Source organism: Cecembia sp. (assembly GCF_007126775.1).
Classification (GTDB): Bacteria; Bacteroidota; Bacteroidia; order Cytophagales; family Cyclobacteriaceae; genus Cecembia.
In genome coordinates this window covers 1-25138 of the sequence record NZ_SLAP01000039.1, presented here as the reverse complement: position 1 = coordinate 25138, position 25138 = coordinate 1, and the positions used below count along the sequence as shown (strand labels likewise).

At 41.5% G+C, this 25138-nt stretch carries 21 protein-coding genes; 8 read left to right on the top strand and 13 right to left on the bottom strand.

All coding sequences use genetic code 11. The features are described 5' to 3' along the window. From QZT73_RS02925 to QZT73_RS02915, 3 genes are all read left to right on the top strand, one after another. The coding region (locus QZT73_RS02925; protein ID WP_291786523.1) for a tetratricopeptide repeat protein at window positions 1-611 on the top strand (611 nt) is incomplete at its 5' end. A 175-nt stretch (window positions 612-786) separates the two neighbouring features. Further along, complete coding sequence (locus QZT73_RS02920; RefSeq protein ID WP_291779760.1) at window positions 787-3249, top strand: PIG-L family deacetylase; 2463 nt, start codon at window positions 787-789, stop codon at window positions 3247-3249. An 87-nt stretch (window positions 3250-3336) separates the two neighbouring features. Next, window positions 3337-5040, top strand: coding sequence for a sodium:solute symporter (locus QZT73_RS02915; protein ID WP_291786521.1), 1704 nt, complete (start codon window positions 3337-3339; stop codon window positions 5038-5040). 45 nt (window positions 5041-5085) lie between these two features. Here the strand turns inward: QZT73_RS02915 and QZT73_RS02910 are convergent, their stop codons facing one another. Next, window positions 5086-6438: a M28 family metallopeptidase gene (locus tag QZT73_RS02910; RefSeq protein WP_291786519.1), complete on the bottom strand. Its 1353-nt coding sequence runs from the start codon at window positions 6436-6438 to the stop codon at window positions 5086-5088. Window positions 6439-6504: 66 nt separating this feature from the next. Between QZT73_RS02910 and QZT73_RS02905 the strand changes: the two genes are divergently transcribed. Both QZT73_RS02905 and QZT73_RS02900 read left to right on the top strand, forming a co-directional pair. Then, the gene (locus QZT73_RS02905; protein ID WP_291786518.1) at window positions 6505-7023 is read left to right on the top strand and encodes a DinB family protein; all 519 of its coding nucleotides are present in this window, start codon (window positions 6505-6507) and stop codon (window positions 7021-7023) included. A 107-nt stretch (window positions 7024-7130) separates the two neighbouring features. Then, window positions 7131-8801: a hypothetical protein gene (locus QZT73_RS02900; protein WP_291786516.1), complete on the top strand. Its 1671-nt coding sequence runs from the start codon at window positions 7131-7133 to the stop codon at window positions 8799-8801. A gap of 286 nt (window positions 8802-9087) precedes the next feature. Here the strand turns inward: QZT73_RS02900 and argH are convergent, their stop codons facing one another. From argH to QZT73_RS02855, 9 genes are all read right to left on the bottom strand, one after another. Then, on the bottom strand, window positions 9088-10425 hold the full coding sequence (gene argH, locus QZT73_RS02895; RefSeq protein ID WP_291786514.1) for an argininosuccinate lyase: 1338 nt from the start codon (window positions 10423-10425) through the stop codon (window positions 9088-9090). A gap of 20 nt (window positions 10426-10445) precedes the next feature. Then, the gene (locus QZT73_RS02890) at window positions 10446-11534 is read right to left on the bottom strand and encodes a M20 family metallo-hydrolase (RefSeq protein ID WP_291786512.1); all 1089 of its coding nucleotides are present in this window, start codon (window positions 11532-11534) and stop codon (window positions 10446-10448) included. A 6-nt stretch (window positions 11535-11540) separates the two neighbouring features. Next, window positions 11541-12341 carry an acetylglutamate kinase gene (argB, locus tag QZT73_RS02885; RefSeq protein ID WP_291781288.1) on the bottom strand — a complete coding sequence of 267 codons (801 nt, stop codon included), beginning with the start codon at window positions 12339-12341 and terminating at the stop codon, window positions 11541-11543. A 34-nt stretch (window positions 12342-12375) separates the two neighbouring features. Beyond that, entirely contained in the window at window positions 12376-13320 is a 945-nt protein-coding gene (locus QZT73_RS02880) for an acetylornithine carbamoyltransferase (RefSeq protein WP_291786510.1), read from the bottom strand. Window positions 13321-13340: 20 nt separating this feature from the next. Further along, window positions 13341-14489: an aminotransferase class III-fold pyridoxal phosphate-dependent enzyme gene (locus tag QZT73_RS02875; protein WP_291781284.1), complete on the bottom strand. Its 1149-nt coding sequence runs from the start codon at window positions 14487-14489 to the stop codon at window positions 13341-13343. A 10-nt stretch (window positions 14490-14499) separates the two neighbouring features. After that, window positions 14500-15468 carry an N-acetyl-gamma-glutamyl-phosphate reductase gene (argC, locus tag QZT73_RS02870; RefSeq protein WP_291781281.1) on the bottom strand — a complete coding sequence of 323 codons (969 nt, stop codon included), beginning with the start codon at window positions 15466-15468 and terminating at the stop codon, window positions 14500-14502. Next, window positions 15455-16651: an argininosuccinate synthase domain-containing protein gene (locus QZT73_RS02865; protein WP_291786508.1), complete on the bottom strand. Its 1197-nt coding sequence runs from the start codon at window positions 16649-16651 to the stop codon at window positions 15455-15457. Before QZT73_RS02865 ends, argC begins: the two co-directional genes overlap by 14 nt. A 42-nt stretch (window positions 16652-16693) precedes the next feature. Next, the gene (locus QZT73_RS02860) at window positions 16694-17371 is read right to left on the bottom strand and encodes a GNAT family N-acetyltransferase (RefSeq protein WP_291781276.1); all 678 of its coding nucleotides are present in this window, start codon (window positions 17369-17371) and stop codon (window positions 16694-16696) included. A gap of 338 nt (window positions 17372-17709) precedes the next feature. After that, the gene (locus QZT73_RS02855; protein WP_291786507.1) at window positions 17710-18981 is read right to left on the bottom strand and encodes an aminotransferase class V-fold PLP-dependent enzyme; all 1272 of its coding nucleotides are present in this window, start codon (window positions 18979-18981) and stop codon (window positions 17710-17712) included. 104 nt (window positions 18982-19085) lie between these two features. On the opposite strand from QZT73_RS02855, the gene QZT73_RS02850 reads away from it, so the two are divergent. Further along, entirely contained in the window at window positions 19086-20156 is a 1071-nt protein-coding gene (locus QZT73_RS02850; RefSeq protein WP_291786505.1) for a Fic family protein, read from the top strand. A 208-nt stretch (window positions 20157-20364) separates the two neighbouring features. Here QZT73_RS02850 and QZT73_RS02845 read toward each other — a convergent pair whose 3' ends face one another. Next, window positions 20365-20532, bottom strand: a complete 168-nt coding sequence (locus tag QZT73_RS02845) for a hypothetical protein (RefSeq protein WP_291781269.1) — start codon at window positions 20530-20532, stop codon at window positions 20365-20367. A 43-nt stretch (window positions 20533-20575) separates the two neighbouring features. On the opposite strand from QZT73_RS02845, the gene QZT73_RS02840 reads away from it, so the two are divergent. Next, window positions 20576-21286, top strand: a complete 711-nt coding sequence (locus QZT73_RS02840; protein WP_291781266.1) for a DsbA family oxidoreductase — start codon at window positions 20576-20578, stop codon at window positions 21284-21286. A 254-nt stretch (window positions 21287-21540) separates the two neighbouring features. Here QZT73_RS02840 and QZT73_RS02835 read toward each other — a convergent pair whose 3' ends face one another. Beyond that, window positions 21541-22449 (bottom strand): SMP-30/gluconolactonase/LRE family protein, encoded by a 909-nt coding sequence (locus QZT73_RS02835; RefSeq protein ID WP_291781264.1) that lies wholly within the window; start codon window positions 22447-22449, stop codon window positions 21541-21543. Between the two features lie 128 nt (window positions 22450-22577). On the opposite strand from QZT73_RS02835, the gene QZT73_RS02830 reads away from it, so the two are divergent. Then, on the top strand, window positions 22578-24128 hold the full coding sequence (locus QZT73_RS02830; RefSeq protein ID WP_291781262.1) for an AbgT family transporter: 1551 nt from the start codon (window positions 22578-22580) through the stop codon (window positions 24126-24128). A 146-nt stretch (window positions 24129-24274) separates the two neighbouring features. Here QZT73_RS02830 and QZT73_RS02825 read toward each other — a convergent pair. Further along, window positions 24275-25138, bottom strand: an 864-nt coding sequence (locus QZT73_RS02825) for a hypothetical protein (protein WP_291786503.1), incomplete at its 5' end; no start/stop codon positions are given.

The following is a 25138-nucleotide window of genomic DNA, read 5'->3' as shown; positions in this document are numbered from 1 at the left end:
TGAATACCTATTATTTCCTCATTCAGATTGCCAGTGCTGAAGATCAGGATCCTGAAGCTGCGTACAATTATGTAGCTGCTGCAAGAAAAGATTATCCTGAAGACAAAACATTGTCTGAATTTGAAGTGCAGTTATTGCTTCAGTTGAACAGAATGGATGACGCCATGGCTTCCGTTAAAGATGCCTTGGCAGATGATCCTAATAACTCAGGATTATTGCTGAGATATGGCTATTTATTAGAACAATCCGGAGACTTGGAAGGCGCCCTTGCCGAATACAAGAAAGCGGTTGAGGCTGATCCCGAATTCTTCGAAGGAAATTATTATGCTGGTGCGATTTATTTGGACAGGGCAAGAGCAATTTTGGCAGAAATCAATGAACTTTCTGATGAAGAATGGGATAAAAGAGCGCCTCAAATGGGAGAGCAAGCCGATGGATTATATCGAGATGCGATTCCTTATTTCAGCAGGGCAGCTGATTTAAAACCTGAAAACACAGATATTTTGGAAATCTTATTCCAAATACATACCCGATTGAAAAATACAGATGAGGCAGAAAAATACAATCAAAGACTGATTTCCATTTTGGGTCCTGATTGGATAGAAAGATAATTTATTCTACTAATTATAAGGAAGCCGGACTTCGAAGTCCGGCTTTTTTTATTTTTGCATGGTTTAAAACATCAACAACGACCAATGTCAATTGAAACGAAACAAAACCCATTGATATAAAAATGAGTTTTAATTCTTGTTTCATTACCGTAGTTTTCCTCAAATTGACAAATTTATGAAAAACCCAAAATGGTGGCTCTTTAGCTTTTGTTATTTCATTTCTTTTTATCTCGTCGCCCAAACAGTACCTTCATCGGTTTTGTACCATGAACTGCTAAGGTTTCAGGAAACCAAAAGAGTCCTGTATGTAGCTGCGCACCCGGATGATGAAAACACCCGGCTAATCACTTATATGGCCAATGCTGAAAAAGCAGATATTGCTTACCTTTCACTGACCCGCGGTGATGGTGGACAAAACCTGATAGGAAAAGAGTTGGGGATAGAGCTGGGACTCATCCGGACCCATGAATTATTGCGAGCAAGAGAAACAGACGGAGGAAGACAATTTTTTAGCCGCGCTCTGGATTTTGGTTTTAGCAAAAACCCGGACGAAACATTCAACAATTGGGACAGGGAAAAATTGCTTTCCGATGTGGTTTGGATAGTAAGAAATTTTCAGCCTGATATCATTATCAACCGGTTTAATACTATTCCTGGAACTACTCACGGACATCACACCTCTTCAGCGATGCTCAGCGTGGAAGCATTTACCAAAGCAGCAGATCCCGATGTTTTTCCAGAACAATTGCAATATACCCGTCCTTGGCAGGCCAAAAGAATTTTTTGGAACGCTTACAGCTGGGGGGGGCAATATGAACCTCAGGAGGGAAAAGTTTACCATAGATTTCCCGTAGGGAATTTCAACCCACTTTTAGGAACGACTTACTCTCAGATTGCAGCCGATAGCAGGACCATGCATAAATCTCAGGGCTTTGGCTCTACCTCTCAAATAGGACAGGGTAATGATTTTATTGAGATGATTGCAGGCCAGCCATTTGACACAAGTCCTTTTGAAGGGATTACTTCCCGTTGGGAATTACTGGGCAATGGTGCCAAAATAATTGGGGCGATCGACCTTGCAATCGAAAGTTTTGACTTTGTAAAGCCTGAAAATAATGTTACATATTTATTAAATATCCTTCAACTTCTGGAGTCAGAGCCCTTGGAAGATAAATGGTTTGTTGAGAAAAAGGCGCATTTAAACCAATTGATCTTGGATGTATTGGGAGTGAAATCAGAATTTATTGTCCGGAAGGAAATAGGCTATCCAGGGGAAAAAATTGCAGTTGAAATGGTATTCAATAATCCCAGTAGCTTTCCGCTTACCTTGACAGGATTTCATGGAGATTTGTTTATAGAAGAAATAGGCGCTGTTGCTGTGGAGAATAAGCCTGTTGGAAAAAGTTTTGATTTGGAGATTCCTGCAGACCATCCCGTTTCTCAGCCATTTTGGTTGGTTGCACCTTTGGATAACAGTTTATTCGGAATAGAGGATCCTGAAAAAATAGGACCTCCTGTAAATGGAGCAACCATTTCAGGTACTGTCAATTTACAGACCAATGGACAGCAACTGACATTGAACCTTCCCTTGAAATACAAGTACAATGACCAGGTAGATGGGGAAATCAACCAACCTTTCACCTTGGTGCCTGAGGTCAATGTAAGTTTGGATAAGTCCAATTTATTCATTATTCCAGGTGCTGATGATGTATTAAAAGTCGAAGTTTCTTTTAGGAGCAGTATTTTAGATGGAGATATTGCCATAGATGGTGTGTCACGCAATCAATACGAAATTTTGGACAAAACTGTCGATGCGCGTAGAAACAGGGTAGAATATCTGATCCGGTTTTTGGACGCTGATCGGGAGAAATCCAAGGTGACAGTTTCATTTCTTACAAATGACGGTAGAAAATTCCATCAGGATACGAAAAGAATTATCTACAAGCACATTCCCAACCTGACTTATTTTACCAATACCAGTATCAATTTGGTTAAAATGGCAATTGAAACAAGCCAATTGAGTTTAGCTTATATTCCAGGTGCAGGAGATGATATTCCAGGCGTCCTAAGAAGTCTGGGGTATCAGGTTTCCATTTTAGATGATGCGGATTTGAATAAAGATAGGTTGAAAGATTTTCAAACCGTTATCGTAGGCATTCGGGCCTTCAACGTCAACCAGTCATTGGCAAATAATGTAGATGAATTGATGGCATATGTCAAAGAAGGAGGCAACCTTATTGTTCAATATAATACCTCATCGCCGCTTTTGACCCGGGATTTGGGGCCTTTTCCATTCAGTATTTCCAGAAATAGGGTTACAGTAGAAGAATCTCCCGTAAAAGCAGATTATGCACATCCTGTTTTGAGTTATCCGAATCAGGTGAAGGAAGGAGATTTTGAAGGATGGGTTCAGGAAAGAGGACTTTATTTCACTACTGATTGGGATGCGCAATACACCACACCTTTGACCATGCAGGATCCAGGTGAGTCCTCTACACAAGGTTCATTATTGCATGCCAATTATGGAAAAGGAACTTATACTTATTCCGGTATCTCTTGGTTCAGACAATTGCCAGCAGGTGTTCCCGGAGCCATCAAGATATTTGTCAATTTAATCGAACAGGGGCGTGAAAGATAACATCAACTGGAAAAAGTGGTATATCGCCCAAATGGTTGTTTTGGGTATTTTGGTAGTTCTGTTTTACTGGCTAAAAATTAATTTTTCATGAGTTCCATCGATTGGTTGGTTCTTTTTGGAACCCTAATAGCCATTGTAGGTTTTGGGGTCTACAAAACCTATGGCATCCGGGATATGGATTCCTATATCAGAGGCCAGGGAAATATGAACTGGTGGACCATTGGGCTTTCTATCATGGCGACCCAAGCCTCCGCAATAACCTTTCTGAGTACACCAGGGCAGGCTTATGAGGATGGGATGCGCTTTATACAGTTTTATTTTGGCCTGCCTTTAGCCATGATTATCCTATCGGTAACATTTCTTCCCATTTATTATAAACTGAAAGTTTACACCGCCTACGAGTTTCTGGAAGATCGCTTTGATTTGAAAACAAGGACCTTGGCGGCATTTTTATTTTTGATTCAACGGGGGCTTGCTGCAGGTATTACCATTTATGCACCGGCTATTATTCTTTCTACATTATTGGGCTGGAATCTTACATTTACCAATGTGTTTATCGGCGTTCTGGTCATCATCTATACCGTATCCGGTGGAACCAAGGCAGTAAGTATTACCCAAAAGCAACAAATGGGCATCATGATGGGGGGGATGATTTTGGCTGGAATTCTGGTCATTCAAATGCTCCCTATCAAATTTACTGAAGCGCTGCATGTGGCTGGAAAGATGGATAAACTCAATATTGTGAATTTTGAGCTTGACCTGGCTGACCGCTATAATTTTTGGTCTGGAATGACAGCCGCAGTTTTTCTATTCATGTCCTATTTTGGAACCGATCAATCGCAGGTGCAGCGTTACCTTACTGGAAGCTCTTTGACACAGAGCAGAATGGGATTGATGATGAATGGGCTTTTGAAAGTGCCCATGCAGTTTGTTATTTTATTTATCGGAGTTATGGTATTTGTTTTTTACCAATACTTCCAACCACCTGTGGTGTTCAACAAGGTACAGATGGAGCAATTGGAACAATCAGCTTATAGAGAGGATTACCTGATGCTACAAGAGGAATTTAACCAGGCTTTCCAGGAGAAGAACCAGCAACTTGATTACCTTTTAAAGGCAGTAGAAGCCAATGATGAAGCGGGTATTGCGGCATCTAAATCTCAAATTGAGCTGCATGCAGCCCATCAGGAAAAAGTTAGGACAGAAGTCAAGGAATTGATCGTAAAGAACAATCCAAGTGCCGAAACCAGGGATACGGATTATGTATTTATGCGTTTTGTGATGGATTATCTACCCAAAGGTGTTGTAGGACTGTTGTTTGCGGTTATCTTCAGTGCAGCCATGTCTTCCACTGCTTCTGAACTCAATGCTTTGGGTTCTACCACTACCATCGATGTGTACAAGCGCTCGGTAGTGAAAAAAGCCAACCAATACCATTATCTGATTTCATCCAAAATGTTCACAGCCATTTGGGGAATTTTCGCGATTCTATTTGCTACTTATGCCACCTTGTTTGAGAACCTGATACAAGCAGTCAATTTATTGGGCTCTTTGTTTTACGGGACGATTCTTGGGATTTTTGTCGTAGGATTCTACATGAAGTGGGTCAAAGGGAATGCGGTTTTTATCGCAGCTTTTATCGCCGAAGCCATCATATTGCTTATCCACTATAACAATGGTGGCAGTATCCTGGGAATTCCCATTGATATTGGATTCCTCTGGTACAATGCAATTGGCTGTATTGCCGTGATGGTTTTTGCTGCTTTGATTCAACTGTTGAAGAGGAATTAAAAATCCGCGTTACCGCTTCCCGAAATTGCAAATTTCGGGAAGCCTTTAACGGGTAATGGGTTGGGGAAATACTGCCATACTTTCATAGCCACCTTCTCCTACTGCCTGCACAGCAAAAAAGTAATTGTCCTTTGAATAGGGTATCGTGAGGCTGGTTTCTTCTGTATAAAATTTCTTCTGCCACATGGAAGCATCAGTTTCCCTCATGAGTACGAAATAGCCCTTGGCCTTTCCTGTCTCCGGTGCCTCCCATCTCAAGGTGGAAGTGTTACTCAGCCTTCTCACATCAATCCCTACACTACTTGGCTCTGAAGGTGCAGCTGCCAAAGCTGCCAAAGATGCCAGGTTAATCCCTGTAATTTTCCTCATATATTCAAAATCCACAAATTCGGGAAGGTCACCATATTGTATACCGTTTTCAACCCTGACATCTTCATGCTGATGGTAATAGTTCTCATTCATTTCACAGACCCTGATGGCTGTAAATCCTTCTCTTGCAAAAGGCGTATGATCCCCTCCTCTCAGAAAACGGTCATTTCTGTATACTAATTTCACTTCTAACTGGTCAACATACCTTTCGCCCAATTCTTTCATGTAACGTGCCAGCTGACGGGATTTACTGTCATTCTCTCCATTGGTATATCTTCTTATGGCAGCCATTCTTTCCGTTTCGGCCATTGGCACTCCTTCAGAGAAAATCCTGACGCGGGTGTTGTCATTGATATTGGTTTCTGAAGAATGGCTGTTGCCTATCATATCATTGTTCAGCATGGCTACCAAGTTCCAGTTTTCATTTTTCGCTTTTTCCGCCAAATAGGCAGCACCTTTTAAGCCTTGTTCCTCACCGGAAACCACTACAAAAATAATTGTAGCTGGATAACTTTTTTTGGACATGATTCTGGCCAGTTCAATGACAGCTGCCACCCCCGAACCATCATCATTGGCACCTGGCGCATCAATTGCTGCATCCATAACATTGGATGACCTGCTATCAATATGTGCAGAAATGATAAAAACGCGGTCATCATTTGGGTCTGTTCCTTTAAGGGTGGCCATCACATTGCCCAATTCACTATCTTCTGGGATTCTCCTTCCATCTGCAGGAATGGTGAAATTATCGATATAAGCGCTGAGCCGGCCATCTGATTGCCCTTCAAAAGACTTGAACAAATCAAGTACATAGTTTTGAGAGGCAAATATGCCTTCTTTCTGCTTGTTTTGGCTTAAGGTATGCCTTGTTCTAAAACCTGCCAGGTCCCTTACATATTTTTCCAGATTTTCGGCAGAGATTTCCCTGATCATAGATTCAATCGCAGCATTTCTTTGGATGATTGTTGTTTGGGCTGTAGCAAAATGTACCAGGATGAATAGGGCGATAAGTGGTAAAATTTTTTTCATTTAATCATATTTCAGTTTTCATCTTTAAATTTACCTGTATAAACACAGCATTTAAACACAAATTACATGAACGTAATATCAGCACCGCAAATAGGGGAATACAATGCTTATTATGAAAGCTATGTTGCCTTTGTAAAGGGGAAAAGTATTTCACAGGTATTGCTGTCTCAGGTACAGGAAGTCAAAGAGGTTTTTGAGCGCTTAGGTGAGGAAAGCAGCAACAATTCCTATGCACCCGGAAAGTGGACAGGCAAGGAGGTCTTGGGTCATATAACGGATACTGATCGAATTATGGCTTATAGGGCCCTGTGTATTGCAAGGGGAGAACAATCAGCCTTGCCAGGATATGATGAAAACGCCTATGCGTTGAATGGAAATTTTAATCATATCTCTTTGGACAGTTTATTGAATGAGTTTGAATTGTCCCGGCATGCCCTACTTGCAATGATCAAAAATCTACCTGCCACAAGTTATACAATTATAGGCAATGCCAACAATAATCCGGTATCTGTAAGGGCGTTGTTTTATATCATTGCAGGACACACTGCACATCACTTGGATATATTGGAAAACAGGTATTTTTAATTATTTGATAAGCTGTCCAAAGGATTTAATGAATTTTTAATCCTAAGAATTCGGCTATTTTGCTTAATTTTGCTGAATTTACCTAATACAAAATAATTTTAGATACAATGAAAAGAACGAGAGCACAGGAATCACGAGCGGCTATTGAGAAACTTTATATAACGATGAGACATCTTTTTATGAGAGGGTCATACAAGCCTATGGGAGTTTCCGGAGAGTCTTTGGTGGATTCACTTTTGGTGTTAAGTCCTGAAATATACGGGCTGCTTGCCCAGGATGAAAAGATAGAATTGGAAGGATTGCTTTATGTGATGGAAAGGCTTCCGATGGGGATAGAAGAATGTCGGTATATCCGATTGATCAGTAGGGAAGGATACGAACATTCTACTTTTCCTGCCATTATTCCTGCAAAGAGAAGGAGGAATTGCTACCGGGTAGATGAAGATCAAATGTATGTTGAGATGACTAGAGGAAGATCTGATATTTATGATATACTTACCCATTTGACCTTTTTATACATAGAGTCGGAAAAAATCAGGGGTAACAGTACAGACTCCAAAGGTCGGATAGACCTCAACTGGGAGATGTTGGAAAAAATTGTGGCCAAAGAGGAAAGCGGGGAGGAGTTTGATAGGGAAGTGGCCTGTTCTTACCTTTCCCATGTGATTGGTCGGACTTTCGAGGAAACCCATGAGACTGTACAGAAGTTTGAGGCATCCCCTCATACCAATAGTCTGTTTAGAATAGTCTACCATCTGGGGAAATTGGCAATGAATGAATCCTTTGAAGGACGGGATAGGGAGATATCTTTTTCTTCTACACTGAGGTTAAGGGTAGGTCACCACGTTTATGGGGAATTATGGGCCAATAAAATAAAAACAGTGCTTTTTGAAAATGGATTGATTAACCGTCCCTTGCATGTTGTTTCTGCCAATCTTCATAGTTTTCTGAATACCATTTATGGGCATCAGGCATTGGGTTTAAATTCATTTGAAGACATTGAGCAGACCGCTATGGATATCAGTATAGGGGCAAAAGACAACAGGGCTAAAGATATCTACAACTATGCACAGAAAAATGGGTTTATAGAAGTCTTCGATGAATCTGGAACAAACATTCATGTTCAGCTTATTGATACTGCTGCCATGTCTGCCAACACGATATTACCGGGCTGTGAATTACCGGATGAAAAAGAAAAACGTCCTGTAATCCTGGTCATGGATTATGCATTTGGAGAACAGGCTTATGAATGTTTTGATGAATTGCTTAAACCTTATGAATCGGAAGAAGGCAAATTCTTTCCATTGAACGTTATGTCTGCATCCATTATGGGAAAAGCAGGTATTTTAACGGGTAAAAAAGGGGATATCATGATTCCCGACAGTCATGTTTTTGAGGGCACAGCTGACAATTATCCTTTCAGGAACGAGCTGAACCTTAAAGATTTTAAAGGATATGGACTGGGTGTGTACCAAGGGACCATGTTTACCGTCCTGGGTACTTCACTCCAAAATAAAGATGTCCTGAGTTATTTGATGGAATCTTCCTGGAACGCCATTGGCCTTGAGATGGAGGGCGCCCATTATCAAAAAGCTATTCAGTCAGAAAGCAGGATCCGGCAAAGTATACGAAAGAATGTCAAAGTACTTTATGCTTATTACGCTTCGGACAACCCTTTAGAGACCGGCAGCACTTTGGCCTCAGGAGCCTTGGGAATGGACGGGGTGAAGCCTACATACCTGATAACATATAAAATTTTACAAAAGTTGTTCATATAAACAATTTATAAAAAATAATATTCTTCTTAAATTTTAATTTAAAAAATCTTCTTCTGATTTCAGAAGAAGATTTTTCTGTTTATAGTACTTTTTCAGTATTTTTTTAGTTGTGCCTTTAATATCATGATGGAATATGATTTTTATCCTGATCTATTAAGACTTGAGTTTCCCAAAATAGAGGAGATGCTTCGACTCCGCAAGCTCCACTCAGCATGACGTTTCAATAACTATCATTGCTTTTCTGTAAATGACAAATTTTAAAATCTCAGGGTGACGTTTGATTATGTCAATGGTATAGAAGCCCTTCTATTTTTTTTGAAACTTTTTCAAAATCAAATTGGGCCTCGGCCACTTTCATTTTTTCTTTAATTTCCTCCAAACAGAGCTTTCCGATACTTCCCTCATGGGTATGTACTACCTTGCTTTGATCGGGCTGAAAATTACCCGCCTCAATATCCAGTCCTACTTTTTTATAAGCATCCCTAAAGGCCATTCCCTGTAGTACCAGATCATTCACCACTTCTACGCTGAAAACATGTTTGTAAAAGCTGTCCTTTAAAATATCCTGTTTTACTTTGACTTCTTTAAGCATAAATGTGGACATCCGAATACAATCGAGTAGGGTTTCAATTCCCGGGAAAATGGCTTCTTTTAATAATTGAAGGTCTCTGTGGTAACCTGTGGTCGTATTTGTCAAAAGCAGTGTGACCTGATTGGGCAAGGACTGGATTTGATTGGTCTTTGCCCTGATGAGTTCAAAAACATCTGGGTTTTTTTTGTGGGGCATGATGCTGCTTCCGGTGGTCAGGTTATCCGGAAAACTAATGAATCCAAAATGCTGGTTCATAAATAAACATACATCTGCTGCCAGTTTATTTAAGGTGCCTGCTAAACCGGCCATTGCAAATGCAAGGTTTCTCTCTGTTTTGCCCCTGCTGTTTTGCGCATTGATCACATTGTGGTGCAGGTCTTCAAAGCCCAGCAATTGAGTGGTTAATGTTCTGTCCAAAGGGAAGGAGGAGCCATATCCTGCTGCCGATCCCAGTGGATTTTTATTGGATAGCCTGTAAGCAGCAAAAAGGAGGTCCATATCTTCTGTCAAGCTTTCCGCAAAAGAACCCAACCAAAGCCCAAAGGAGGAGGGCATGGCCAACTGGGTATGGGTGTAACCTGGCATCAGGTCATTTTTATGCTTTTCCGAAAGGCGGATTAAAAGGTCAAATAGTTCCTGAACCTCCTCGTTGATTTCACGTATGGCGGCACGGTAAAATAACTTTAGGTCAACCAGAACCTGATCGTTCCTAGATCTTCCACTGTGTAGCTTTTTCCCAACTTCACCATAGCGCTGCGTAAGTAGAAATTCCACTTGGGAATGTACATCCTCCACGCCCTGCTCAATAATGAATTCACTTTTTTCTATTTCAAAATAAATTTCTCTTAATCCATTGAGCAATATCTGGAGTTCAGCTGGGTTCAGGAGTCCGATTTTTTCCAGCATGATGGCATGGGCCATGGATCCCAATACATCAAAAGGTGCCAGGAGCAAATCAAACTCAGGATCTCTACCGATAGTGAAATTTTCAACTTCCTTTTTTGAATCTGTGTTTTTTTGCCAGAGCTTCATGCTTTTATATCGGTTTAAGATCAGTTTTTATTTTTATAAAGGGAGGCATAGGTTTCCAATAATTCTACATAGCCTTTTACCCCTTTTTTGATTTCTTCCAGGTAAACAAATTCATCTGCAGTATGTGATCTTGCAGAATCTCCAGGGCCTATTTTTACGGAAGGGTAGGGTATAAGGGCCTGATCAGATAAGGTGGGACTCCCGTATTTCTTCAAATTTAGCCGCTTTCCTACCTCAAGTATCATATGCCCATCCGGCACCTTTGAGGAATTTAATCTCAATGACCTGGGATGAAGTACTGCTTGGAGAACAGGTTTTAATTCCTGCAGTGCCTCTTCTAAAGTATAAACGTCAGTCACCCTTACATCCAAGGTATATTTACAGAGGTCTGGGATAACATTGTGCTGGCTGCCTGCCTCGATGATCGTAGCTGTAACTTTGCTTTTCCCCAGATAAGGAGATATTCTTTTGAATTGGAAATCCTTAATTATATTCAGGTCTTCCAAGGCTTTGTAAATGGCGTTTTCTCCTTCTTCTCTCGCAGCATGTCCTGCTTTTCCTTTTACCTCAGCATCAATTACCAAAAGGCCTTTTTCCGCAACGGCCATTTGCATCAAAGTAGGTTCACCTACTATTGCCAAATCTATTTCCGGTAGTTCGTTGAGGATACTTTCAATTCCATTTTTCCCAGAAATTTCCTCCTCCGCCGTGGCTGCTAGGATGAGATTAAAGGGAAGGGATGAATTTTCCTGCAGGTAGAGGAAAGCAGCGATGAGGCTTACCAAACAGCCACCCGCGTCATTACTTCCCAATCCATAGAGTTTACCTTCTTCCTCCATTGCAATATAGGGGTCCCTGGTATAACCTGAATTGGGTTTTACGGTATCGTGGTGGGAATTGAGCAATAGGTAAGGAAGCGCTGGGTTTTGATTTTTGGAATAAGTCCAAACATTATTTCCTTTCCTGTAAGTTTGAAGGCCATTTTGCTCTAAAAAATTAACAATCAAATCTGCTGTTAAATTCTCTTCTTTACTCAAGGAAGGTGTTTCAATCAGGGATTTGAGCAAAATTATTGCCTTTTCGGACAGCGTCTGCATCAAATTATCCATAAGGTCTCAATACAAGTCGTATTTGTGTCTTTCAATCGTAGTACCTGATAACTTTCCCTTTGAGGCCAATAATAAATTTTCAGCTTTCCCAATCCATACATGATGAACCCCCTTGTGTAAAGCGGAAAAAGCATTATCCAGTTTGGGAATCATCCCGGAATGAATCACATTTTCCTTCTTCAATTCCGCGTAGATGTCCTCATTGATCATTGGGACGATAGAATTTTCATTTTTTTCATCGATCAAAACTCCCGCTTTGTCAAAACAGAAATAAAGATTGACTTTATACTTTTTAGATAAATTGGTTGCCAGTTCAGAAGCGATGCTATCCGCATTTGTATTCAGAAGTTGCCCATTTTTATCATGCGTAATTGCGCAGATTACCGGAATAATTTCCGCATCCGTTAGGGTTTTCAGCAATTCAACATTGATTTCTTTGATATCCCCTACAAAGCCGTAATCTATGGTTTTGACCGGTCTTTTCACCGAGCGGATAAGGTTTCCATCTGCTCCTGTCATGCCCAATGCATTTTGTTTCAAAGATTGGAGTTTGGCTACTATCTGTTTGTTGATCAGGCCAGCATAGACCATGGTAACAATGTCCAAAGTGTCTTTATCAGTTATCCTTCTGCCATCAACCATCTCCGGCATGACTCCCATGCTTTCTCCAAATTTTGAAGCCATAACTCCACCTCCATGAACAAGGATTTTTTTGCCCGGAAACCTTGAAAAAAGGTATAGAAATTCGTCCAACTTTTCTGGAAAGTCAATGACATTGCCTCCGATTTTTATAATGCTTACATTCATGTTCAGTGGTAATTTTTTGGTTTCTAAATGGGACTCATCCCAGAATATGGCTTATGACCGACTGGGCAGCATAAATCCTGTTCTCGGCCTGCCTTTGTACTATGCTTCTTTTCCCGTCCAGGATCTCATCTGATAATTCCAAATTTCTCCTTACAGGAAGACAGTGCATAACTTTGGCATTCTTGGCATGCTTGAGATGTTTTTCTGTAAGCATCCAAGAACTGTCTGTATTCACTATTTTTCCATAGTCATTGAATCCAGACCAATTTTTAACATATACAAAATCTGCATTCTCCAATGCTTTTTGTTGATCAAGCTCTATTTTGGCGCCACGCGTAAAATTGTCATCCAGGTGGTTATGCTCAGGATGCGTAATGGTCAAATCATGCCCGCAGCCAATTGCCCATTCCGCAAAGGAGTTGGCTACTGCATGGGGAATGGCCTTGATATGGGGCGCCCACGTTAAAACTACTTTTGGTTTTTTGGCCCCTTTCCAAAGTTCCTGAATAGTCAGCATATCTGCCAAGCTTTGCAGTGGGTGCCTGACTGCACTTTCTAAGCTGATTACCGGCACACTGGAATATTTCACAAATTGATTGAAGATAAAATCTTCCATGTCTTCCTGTTTGTTGGTCAGACTGGGAAAGGCGCGGATAGCCAAAATATCAAAATAGGTACCCAAAACGGCAGCTGCATCTTTGATGTGCTCTACTGTGCCTTTGTTCATCACTGCTCCTTCTTTCATTTCAAGAGCCCATCCCTCTTTGTCCATATTCAACACGATAGGTTCCATGCCAAGGTTTAGCGCGGCAATCTGCGTGCTTGCACGCGTTCTGAGAGAGGGATTCAGGAATATGCACCCAATCCTCTTTCCTGTACCTACAGTATGGTCTATCCTTGGGTTGGTTTTATAAAATAGGGCTTTTTCTATGAGTTGGTCAGCAACCGACTTAGATTCAAATTTTGTAAAATACTTCATATTTCTGATGGGTTCTCCCTCTATATTAAGGGGCTTGCTCCGTCCAATATTTTCTTTAAGCTCTCCAAAAACGAAGATAGCTCATTTGTTTTAATATTTAAAGGAGGTAGCAAACGAATGGTGTGCTTTCCCGCTGAACTTCCCGTAAAAATTCTGTATTTTTTCACCAATTCAGAACGTACAGGGCCTGCCTCCCTGTCCAGGTCTATTCCAATCATCAACCCTTTTCCCCTTACTGCCCTGACACCGGTGAGCTTTTGTAGGGCAGGAATCAGGAATGTGCCCATCTTATTGGCATGTTCCATTAGTTTTTCGTTTTCAATCACTTCCAAAACGGCCAAACCTGCCGCACATGCCAGGTGATTGCCACCAAAAGTAGTGCCCAGTAGTCCGTAGGAGGATTTGATGTCAGGATGGATGAGTACGCCACCTATGGGGAATCCATTACCCATTCCTTTGGCCATGGTGATGAGGTCTGGCCGCAACCCTGCTGTCCATTGATGTGCAAAAAACCGTCCTGTTCTTCCATATCCCGACTGTACTTCATCCAGGATGAGCATGGCGCCGTATTTTTTCGCCAAATCTGAAAGTCCCATTAAGAATGCAGAATCAGGAACATGAATTCCCCCGACACCTTGGATGCCTTCAATGATGATTCCAGCGATATTGCCATTTTTTAATTGGGTTTCCACAGCCATTAAATCGTTCCAGGGTAAGATATGGACATCATCTCTTTGGTTGGAAGGGGCAATGATTTTTGGATTGTCGGTCAATACTACCGCTCCCGAAGTTCTCCCATGAAAGGCCCCCGAAAAGCTGATAAATCCTGATTTTTCCTTGGCAAATGAAGCCAGTTTCAATGCATTTTCATTGGCTTCAGCTCCTGAATTACAAAGAAATAATTGGTAATCCGGATAAGCCGAAACTTCACCAAGCTTCTCCGCGAAAGTCTTTTGGATAGGAATCTGAACCGAATTGGAATAAAAGCTGATTTTATCGAGCTGTTCTTTGATCCTTTGGTTGAAATGGGGATGGCTGTGACCGATAGAGATGACCGCATGTCCCCCATATAGGTCCAGGTACTCTTCTCCTTTTTCATCCCATAGTTTTGCTCCCAAGGCTTTTTCAGGGCTGACTTCCATCAAAGGGTAAACATCAAACAAATTCATATTTAATGGATTAAAATGCAATGCTTTTAAGGCTTAGGCCTGAGTTTTCCTCCAGTCCAAAAGCCAAATTGAAATTCTGTACTGCCTGACCTGATGCGCCTTTCAAAAGGTTGTCGATGGCTGAGTAAATCACCAAATTGCCTTTTTCCTTTTTGAGATGGAGCAGGCATTTGTTGGTATTGACTGCTTGCTTCAGGTCAATATCGGTTTCAGACACCCATGTAAATGGACTATCTTTGTAGTATTCCAGATAGGATTCCAAAGCATCCTGAAGTTTTCCTTCAAAGGGAAAGTAGGCAGTAATCCAGATTCCTCTGCTGAAATTCCCCCTATAAGGCACGAAAAGCAATTCCTCTTTGAATTCAGGATTAATTTGTACGAATGTCTGATTGATTTCTTTTAAGTGCTGATGGGTAAAGAGTTTGTAAACTGAGACATTATTGGTGCGATAACTGAAATGGGTTGTTTCACTAAGGGCCTTTCCTGCGCCTGTACTTCCTGTGATTCCGGAAATATGGACTGTTCCTTTTACCCAATTCCGGGAAATGGCGGGAGCCAAAGCCAGTTGGATTCCAGTTGCAAAACACCCGGGGTTGGCTATTTTATTCGCTTTTTTGATTTTTTCCCTGTTTACCTCAGGTAAACCATAAGTGAAGTCATGGCTTTCATCTCTGAAATCTGTACTCAAATCTATGATAACAGTATTATTTGGAAACACGTGCTTTTCCAAAAAGCCCTTTGTCTGTCCATGGGGGAGTCCAAGAAACAACGCCTCAATGCCTTCAGTCTGTACAATGTCCGTAAAAATAAGGTCCGTTTCACCGATAAGATCGGGATGCACTTCGGTCACTTTCTTTCCTTTTTGACTATTGCTGTGGACATAGACCAACTCACAGGCGGGGTGATGGAGCAATAACCTCAAGAGTTCTCCTCCTGTATAGCCAGCAGCACCTATGATGGCTGTTTTAATTTTCTTCATTTTGATTGACTTGGTGGAAAATTGCAGTCTGATTGCCCAGGATCCTTGTAAAGCCTTTTACATCCTCTGCCGTATAACCTTTGTTCATCTCCCCATAACTTCCAAATTTTGAAGCCATCAGGTCATGTTGGGACTCAATGCCCAGCAATTGGAACCTGTATGGGTGCAGTGAGATTTTCACTGTTCCGCTCACATACTCCTGGCTGCTTTGTAGAAATGCCTCTAGATTTCGCATGACAGGGTCCAGGTAATGCCCTTCATGCAGATGGTTGCCATAGAATTCAGCCAATTGGTTTTTCCAGAATATTTGCCACTTGGTTAGACAATGTTTTTCCAGAAGTTGGTGGGATTTGATGATGATCAATGGAGCAGCGGCTTCAAATCCTACCCTTCCTTTTATCCCGATGATGGTATCACCCACATGTATATCCCTGCCGATCCCGAATGGTGCTGCGAGTTCCTGGATTTTCTGTATGGCCTCAACAGGGTTTTGGAAAGCAGTACCATTAACAGTCTTTATCTCCCCCTTCTCAAATCCAATGCGCAGTTCCTCAGTTCCACTTTTGCTGACTTGAACTGGCCAAGCTTTTTCAGGCAATGTTTGGTTTGAAGTAAGGGTTTCCTTTCCACCTACAGAGGTCCCCCAGATTCCCTTGTTAATGGAGTAGGTTGCCTTTTCAAAATTCATAGAGACCCCATGTTTTTTAAGATAGGCGATTTCATCTTCGCGGCTTAATTTAAGGTCCCGGATGGGTGTAATAATTTCTATATCCGGTATGATGGTCTGGAAAATCATGTCAAAGCGCACCTGATCATTCCCAGCCCCTGTACTGCCATGGGCTATGGATTTTGCCCCAATCTTTTTAACGTATTCTGCCAGGGTTTTGGCCTGTAAAATCCTTTCAGCACTGACAGAAAGGGGATATGTTTGGTTTTTAAGGACGTTTCCAAAAACCAGGAATTTAATTACTTCCTGATAGTAGGTATGGGTAACGTCCAATATGACAAAGGAAGCAATTCCAAGACCATTGGCTCTTTGTTCAATTTCCAGAAGTTCCTCAGGGGAAAAGCCCCCTGTGTTGATCAGGACAGCATGAACTTCGTATCCCAGGTCTTTGGACAAGTGCAGGGCACAAAATGTGGTATCCAATCCACCGCTGTATGCCAATACGACTTTTTTCATTTTTGTTTAGGTTGTAGGGAAGGCCAAAAAGAGCCTTCGGATTTAAAATATGCTAAGGGTTTTGTTTTTGGTTTTTTTGATATTGAGCAGGATCGCCTTTTTCAGTCTGGTCCAACGTTCAAAGAGCTTTAAGTTCTTTTTGAAGTCCTTCCTTAAGGCCACTTCTTCTGGCTTGGCTTTTTTTGATGGGTCGTAAAGCATGGCCGTACAAAGGCAGTTTTGACGGCTTTTGGACTTGAGTATTTCCACATTGATGCAACTGTTACAACCTTTCCAGAATTCTTCATCTTCTGTCAGATCGGAATAAGAAACTGGAACATAGCCCAGGTCAGAATTGATTTTCATTACAGCTGCGCCCGTGGTAAGGCCGAAGATTTTGGCATCGGGGTATTTTACCTGGCTAAGTTTGAAAACTTCACTTTTTATCTGACGGGCAAGTCCAAATTTCCGGAATTCAGGTGCCACGATTAGACCTGAATTGGCCACGAACTTGCCATGTCCCCAAGCCTCAATATAGCAAAATCCGGCCCATTTACCTTCTTTTGTAAGGGCAATTACAGCTTTCCCTTCCTGCATCTTTGTTTTGATGTATTCGGGTGAACGCTTGGCAATGCCGGTACCTCTGGCTTTGGCAGATTGTTCCATCTCATTACAGATGGTTTCCGCATATTGCAAATGCTTTTCTGTTGCGGGTTGTATGATGAAAGACGGGATGTCCATTTTATTCAATACGGAATAAGGAATGCTTGATCGCTTAGGAGCGTTGATTATAATAAATGAAAGGTGCTATTGTCGGCCATCCACGTAGGATACCAGGGGATATTACAGGGGCAATGCCCTGAAGCTGTTCCTAAACCTCCTCAATGGAGCCAAAAATAACATAGCAGCAACAGCAAGAGATGCTGAAGCGGAAAGATTGTTGTTTGCTATGTTGATTAGGTTTTGCATTTATTTCAATGTACGGCGTAAAGGTTGCAAGGATTGAAATAAAATGCAAGTATTACTAAGAAATATTTAGAGGGAGTTTATTTTTATTCCTTTTTTGACAGCATATGGTTTTATGTGGTCCCTGATGCCAATTCTTTGAGGGCATTGACAAAAACATCCAATTCTTTTGGAGTGGTGTAAATGTTTGGTGTGATCCTACAGCCCACAACCCCTGCGTAATTAATACCTACAGTATATATCCCGTAACCATCAAGTAGGATTTTCGCCATTTCTGTTGGTTCCATTCCTTTGATTCCGACATTGGCAATGCCGCAACTTCTAGCAGGATCTGCGGGAGTGTTGACCATAATGCCAGGTACGTCCCGCACCTTATCTGACCAATACAATTGGAGATAGCGCAACCTTTCTTCTTTGCGATTAGCTCCTATTTTCTCATAATAATCCAGGGCATTGTTCACTGCCAGGTCAGTAGCTACAGGATGGGTTCCGGTATGGTTAAGGTTTTTGATATTGGCTTGATCCAGTTGATAAGGGGCCATCAAGGGCCAAATTTTGTTGATCTTTTCTTTTTTGACATAAAGTAAACCGGCTCCCAAAGGTACGCTTAACCATTTATGAAGGCTGCATGCGTAATAGTCACAACCCAGCTCGTTGATTTTGAAATCAAAATGGGCAATGCAGTGTGCCCCGTCCAACATCACCTCTACACCGTATTTATGGGCCATTTCGCAGATTTTTTTCACGGGCAGTATTTGGCCTGTAATATTGATCATGTGACTGACCATGATGAGCTTCGTATTGGGAGTGATGGCATCTTCATATACTTTCACAATTTCCTCGTCAGATTCGGGAAGAAGCGGAACATCTATGATTTTGTTGACCACGCCGTACCGTCTGGATACCAATTCAAACATATTTTTAATGCTGCCATAATCCTGATGTGCAAAAATGGCCTCGTCTCCTTTTTCCCAGGGGTAACCGGAAATGATAACATCCAATGATTCTGTGGCATTGCGGGTGATCGCTACTTCATCTGCAGTACCTCCGAATGTATCCGCCAATCTGGCAGCGGCCCTGTCTTTGTTATCCCATTGTACGGTTCTGAAATACCAAGATCCTTGATAATTGATTTCCCTGATCCATTTGATATAGCCTTCCAGGGTTTCCTGAGGAACAAAGCAGTAATACCCATTTTCCAAATTGATATAGTCTGTCTTTAGCCTGTAACCTTCTCTTACCTTTAGCCAAAAAGCTTCATCCTTGGCCAACTCATCAGCGGGCACATGGGCATAAACTTGCATGGTTTCGGAAAGGGCCTTAAAGGAGGCAGATGATGCAAGACTGGTGAAAGCCAGGCTTTTTAGAAATTCTCTTTTCTTCATAAGAAACTGGATTTGATTTTCAATTTGTAGAAAAAAAATGGGAAATAAAATTAAAAATCCATGTTTTGTTGATTAAATTTGTCAACAAACATAATGTCAACAAAATGAAATCTTTAGCAAAGGCATTGGCAGCAAGGAGGATTGAAAAGGGATGGGTTGTAAGGCAGCTGGCTTTCGAGGCCAAAATAGACCCGGCATTGGTTTCTAAATTTGAAAAAGGGGCAAGAAGGCCTACTGAGGAGAATTTAAAGGCTTTGGCTTTTGCATTGGATCTTCCTTTTGAAGAATTAAGAAAGCTTTGGTTGGTAGAAATGATTTACCAGATACTTGAAAATGAAAGGGATGCAGTAGAAATTTTGTCATTGGCGGAATCCAGAGTAGCATATCAGAATGGTAGTAAAGCTTTGTTGATGCAGGGCCTGAGCAAAGGCATTCAGGATAAACTAAAGCTGATAGATGGTTTAAGGCAAGAATGGCTTTCCAAAAAGCCACTGGCAGGGGCTCAGTTGCGCAAGCTACAAGATTTCTTTGTGGTGGCATATACTTTTGAAAGTAACCGAATCGAAGGCAATACACTTACCCTAGAAGAGACGCATTTGGTAGTCAATGAAGGCATTACTATCGGAGGCAAGTCTATGCGTGAGCACCTGGAGACCATGAATCACGCAGATGCTATTGCCTACTTGGAGCAGCTGGTTAAAGACCAAATGGATTTAGGTCCCCGGGTATTGGGTGATTTGCATTATTTGATCCTTAGAGGCATTGATCGTGATAATGCAGGCCGGTACAGAACTGTTCCGATAAGGATAACGGGCAGTTCCAATATACCACCCCAGCCTTTCCTTTTGGATAAGTTGATGGAGGATTATTTTATCCATTATGATACCCAAAAGAAAATCCTTCATCCGGTAATTCTGGCGGCGGAAATGCATGAGCGATTGGTAAATATTCATCCCTTTGTTGATGGGAATGGACCTATCGGCAGGCTGGTGATGAATTTTATCCTCTTGAAGCATGGATTGACCATCGCCTATTTAAAAGGAGATCTTGATGCGAGGTTGGCCTACTACAAAGCTTTGGAGGCGGTACAGGTGGACAATAATCCTCAATTATTTTATCACCTGGTGGCCGACACTGTGATTGACTCCTTAAAGCAGCATTTGGAGATGGTTTAGGGTAAACCCTGTCGCGAGGGAGTCATGGAGTAATTTTTTTGGATAGAGATGAGAAGCGAGAATTGGTTATACCAAGTACCATCCACCACGGCGAACAAGATGTACAATCTACCAAATAGAAGCGAGAGACAAGAATATCCAAAGTCGGAAATGAGATTGCGGAAGTCTAAGGTTATTGAAACATTAAGGAGTTCATTAAGAGGGGGATTTATAAAATAAACATCAAGAGGAAAAACAGGGCCAAGAGAATGGCCATCCATTGATAAACCGGATTTCTTTTAGGGAATTCGAATTGGCAAATGGGACAGATATCTGCTTTTTTATCTACCTCCATGGCACAGGAGGGACATTCTTTTGTTTGGCTTTTTTGAACCATTGGGTAATTTTTTGAATTAAAGTAACAAAGTAAATGGAATCCTATGAAAATAGAAATCTGGTCGGACATCATGTGTCCTTTTTGTTATATCGGCAAGCGGAGGTTGGAAGCAGCCATGGCTCAATTTGAATATGCCGATAAACTTCAAATTGAATGGAAGAGTTTTTTGTTAAATCCCGATATGAAAACTGATCCAGAACAAAACACATTGGAATATTTGGCTGCAACCAAGGGTTGGACTATGGAACAGACCCAGCAGATTACCCAACAGGTAGTAGAAATGGCAAAAGGCGAGGGATTGGAGTATCAAATGGACAAAACGGTTGTAGCCAATGCTAAAAATGCCCATAGGTTACTACAATTGGCCAAGTCAGTGGGTAAGGGTGGTGAAATGAAAGAAAGGCTCTTGAAGGCATACTTTACAGAAGGAGCAAATATAGATGATAAAGACAGCCTCTTGAATTTTGCATCTGAAGTGGGTATCTCTAATGTGAGCGCTCAGGAATGCCTGAATAGCAATAAATTTGAAGATAAGGTGGATCAGGATATTGCTGAATCCAGGGCTCTGGGAGTCCGCGGTGTGCCATTTTTTGTCTTGGATAGGAAATATGGGATTTCAGGGGCACAGCCCAAGGAAGTTTTTGAGGATACAATTAAAAAGGCTTGGGGCGATTATGTTAAAGAAAATCCGATATTGGATATAGCCGGTTCAGATACCGCTGCAGCATGTGATGTGGATGGGAATTGTGAATGATATGTAGGCAAATAAACTTGCAAACAGAGATAGGGTGAGCAGAAGAGCTTTAAAAAGTTGAAAGGTTTTATGAGATAGGGAAAAATGAATTTTCGGGTTTTGGAATTCGAAGGGAGAAAATACATGAAACCAATAGAAAAAATTAAAGGAAAAATTGTCAAGTAAAACCAGGATGTGACAAAAACAGGTCCGATTCAATCGGACCTGTCATATCGTAGCTTGGAAAAGCTTAAAATTTGAAATCTCTTTAGGTATTAGTAAACTCCTCGGGAACGCATATTCAGCTTATAGACAGATCCCATGGCGGTGATAAAGAGGGTTTTTCTGTCTGTGCCGCCGAAAATCACATTGGATGTCCATTTCTCAGGCACCGGAATATGGGCGATTTTATCTCCTTTGGAATTAAAGACGGTCACTCCATCACCTGTAAGGTAAACATTTCCCCTGTAGTCAATTGTCATTCCGTCTGAACCCATTTCACAGAATAATTTCCTGTTTCTTAAGTAACCATCTTCTTCTATATCATAGACATAGGTTTTGTTGTCGCCTATATCTGCAACGTACAATTTCTTTCCATCAGGTGTTCCTATCAATCCATTGGGTTTGACCAAGTTTTCATCAACCCGGAAGAGCTGCATGCGGTCCTTTGACAAGTAATAGAGGTGCTCTCCGTCCTGCTGCATTTCGGGGTCTCTCTCCCAGTAGGGTCTTTTGTATAAGGGGTCGGTAAAATACATCCCCCCATAAGGCACGACCCATACGTCATTGGGTCCGTTGAGTAGGTTGCCTTTGAAGTTTTCCACCAGTACAGTCACATTCCCTTTGTCATCGATAGACCACAGTTGGTTTTCCATATCTGCGCATACGATCAGATTGCCCTGTAAATCCATAAACATCCCATTGGCCCTGCCGGCATCTTCCATAAATACGCTTACCTCATCTCTGGTATATGACCAGCGATGAATCTTGTTATTGGGTTGGTCGGTAAAAAATACATCCCCGTTTCTATGCACAGCAGGTCCTTCAGTGAAGGTAAAGCCATCTGCTATTTTGGTCAGTTGTGCGTTTTTGGCTACAATTTTCTTTTTGTCTTCAATTTCCCCTTGGGAAAAAACTGATCCTGTAAGTCCGATCAAAAGGAACAATAAGCTGATTTTTTTCATGTTTCAATTAGGTTATCTGCTAAGCTTAAGGTTTTCTGCAATTATATGAGTCCTAAATATAAGTGTTTGGCCTTTCTTTGAAATTAAGTCAGCCTTCTTATTTTTGAGGAATCTAAAATTAAGCCAATATGAACGAAATAGAAAAACAAAGGACCTTTTTAGATAAATTCCTTGATTTTATTGAGAAAGCGGGTAATAAATTACCAGATCCCGCCATGTTGTTTTTCTTTTTGATGCTCCTCACATGGGTATTTTCTGCCTTGCTTTCCCCCATAGACTTTGGGGCGGTAGATCCCAGAACAGGCTCCGACCTTCGCGTGCAAAATTTAATCACAGGACCACAATTGGCTGCTTTTTTGTCCAATATGACCCAGGTTTTCATCAATTTTCCACCCTTGGGAGTGGTATTGTTGGCCATGTTGGGTGTGGGTGTTGCCGAACACTCTGGATTTATCAATGCAGGTTTGAAATTTTTACTGGGGATAACCCCTAGCATGTTATTGACTCCTATCCTGGTTTTGGTGGCCATTGTCAGTCATACTGCCGCAGATGCAGGTTATGTTTTGGTGATCCCCTTAGGTGGAGTTATTTTTTATGCGGCAGGCAGGCATCCACTTGCCGGTATAGCCGCGGCATTTGCTGGGGTATCAGGTGGCTTCAGTGCCAATTTTATTCCTTCAAGTATTGATCCATTGATCCAAAGTTTTACACAGTCTGCTGCACAGATTTTGGACCCCGATATTTTACTCAACCCGCTCAACAATATCTATTTCACAGGACTTTCCAGTGTCGTCGTAATTGCTGTAGTTTGGTACCTTACGGACAGGGTTATTGAGCCAAGATTGAATAAGAATGTCAAAGTTGATGACAATTTGCAGGATATTCCAACCATGGACCGATTGAGCAGCAAAGAACAAAAGTCATTTTGGTTTGCTTTTTTTACCATGTTTGGGCTATTGATCTTATTGGTCTTATGGGCCATTCCAAATGATTCTGCCTTAAGAGATCCTGACGGGGAAATCACTTCTTTTGGAGCTCCTCTGATGAAATCCATTGTGCCTTTGATTTTTATTATTTTTTGGATACCCGGTGTTGTTTATGGCTTTTTAAGCGGAACCTATAAAAGTCTGAAAGATATGGTAGCTTCTATGAGTAAGGCAATGGGTAGTATGGCATATTATATCGTTATGGCTTTTTTCTGTGCTTTGTTTATAGATGCTTTCGGAAAGTCCAATATTGGTGCACTCACCGCACTTAAAGGCGCCAATTTTCTACAGGCGCTTGACCTTCCGGCTCAAATTACTATCGTAGGGATTGTTTTACTTACTGCATTCGTAAATTTACTGGTGGGTTCTGCCTCTGCGAAATGGGCCTTGATCAGTCCCATCTTTGTTCCCATGTTGATGCAGTTGGGTATTTCTCCAGATCTGACCCAAGCGGCTTACAGGGTAGGGGATTCTGTCTCCAATATCATCACGCCTTTGTTGCCTTATTTCCCCTTGATCGTGGTTTTCTGTCAGAAATATGTGAAATCCACAGGTATTGGTACTTTGGTTTCAATCATGCTGCCATATTCTTTGGTTTTGCTGCTTGTCTGGACCTTATTTTTGCTGCTGTATTGGACCATTGGCATTCCTTTGGGATTACAGGCCACGTATGAGTATGTATTGGGCTCCTGATAAGGTTAAAGGATAAAATGTGTGATAAGAAATCTCCCCATTTGTACTGATGATTATCGGGATTTAAGAAGCATAGGCATTAAGCTACATGCTACACGATATAAATGGATATAAGCCTATTGCGATTATTGGATTGAGATAAGAGATTAATCTGTTTTCCTGTTCATGACAACCACCAGTTTCTTCAATTTGGGGGAATAAGCCATCCTACTGATACCTTCATGGCTTTGGAGCTGAACGTTTCCTTCCACTATCCACTCTTCGTCACGGGCTTTTCTGTAGTAAAACTGGTTGCCATGCGCCATGAGCAAAAGGTTTTTGTTCAACCATATAAAGTCCTCAGCTCCTGGAATGGTAAATCCAAACTGGTGATGGGTTCTTTTTTCAATGTCAAATCCTAAGATTTGATAGGTAATTGCGCCATCTTCCTCTACGGGATTATTTTTATCTATGTAGGTAATGATGCTGGATTTTGGTTTTCTTTTGATGGATCTGCCTACGTTTTCATCAATGGTAAGCACCTCTTCCTTGCTGTAAGGATAGACCAAGGTATTGGGATTACCTAAAACGAACATGGCCGCTTTGTTGTCGTACCAATCGTAGTATCCCACTGGTTCAATGTCATCATATAGGAGTTCGGGCTCCCCAAAATTGGTCGGGTAGAGCCAAAGTCTTTGCTTTCCATCTTCTTCCACTGTTACTGCTGAAACATACAGTCCACAATCCGTCAATGAAGGTGAGAATTCACTGGTATTCGGTGTTTTGGTCAGATTGGTGAATTTCTCCGATTCAAAATTATAGATAATAATATCGTGGTTGCCCTTGTCATCCGCTGCAGAAAAAGCCAGCTGCTTCTCATTGATAAAAGCAGGTTGGTTATCATAGGCTTCCCTGTTGGTAATGGGTTTTGCCGTCCTGGAATAAACACCGATCTTGGAGCCGGATACTTTGACATCAAGTACGATCAGGTCAGTATTAACCTGCGCGTAAAGACAATTTATATTTAATGT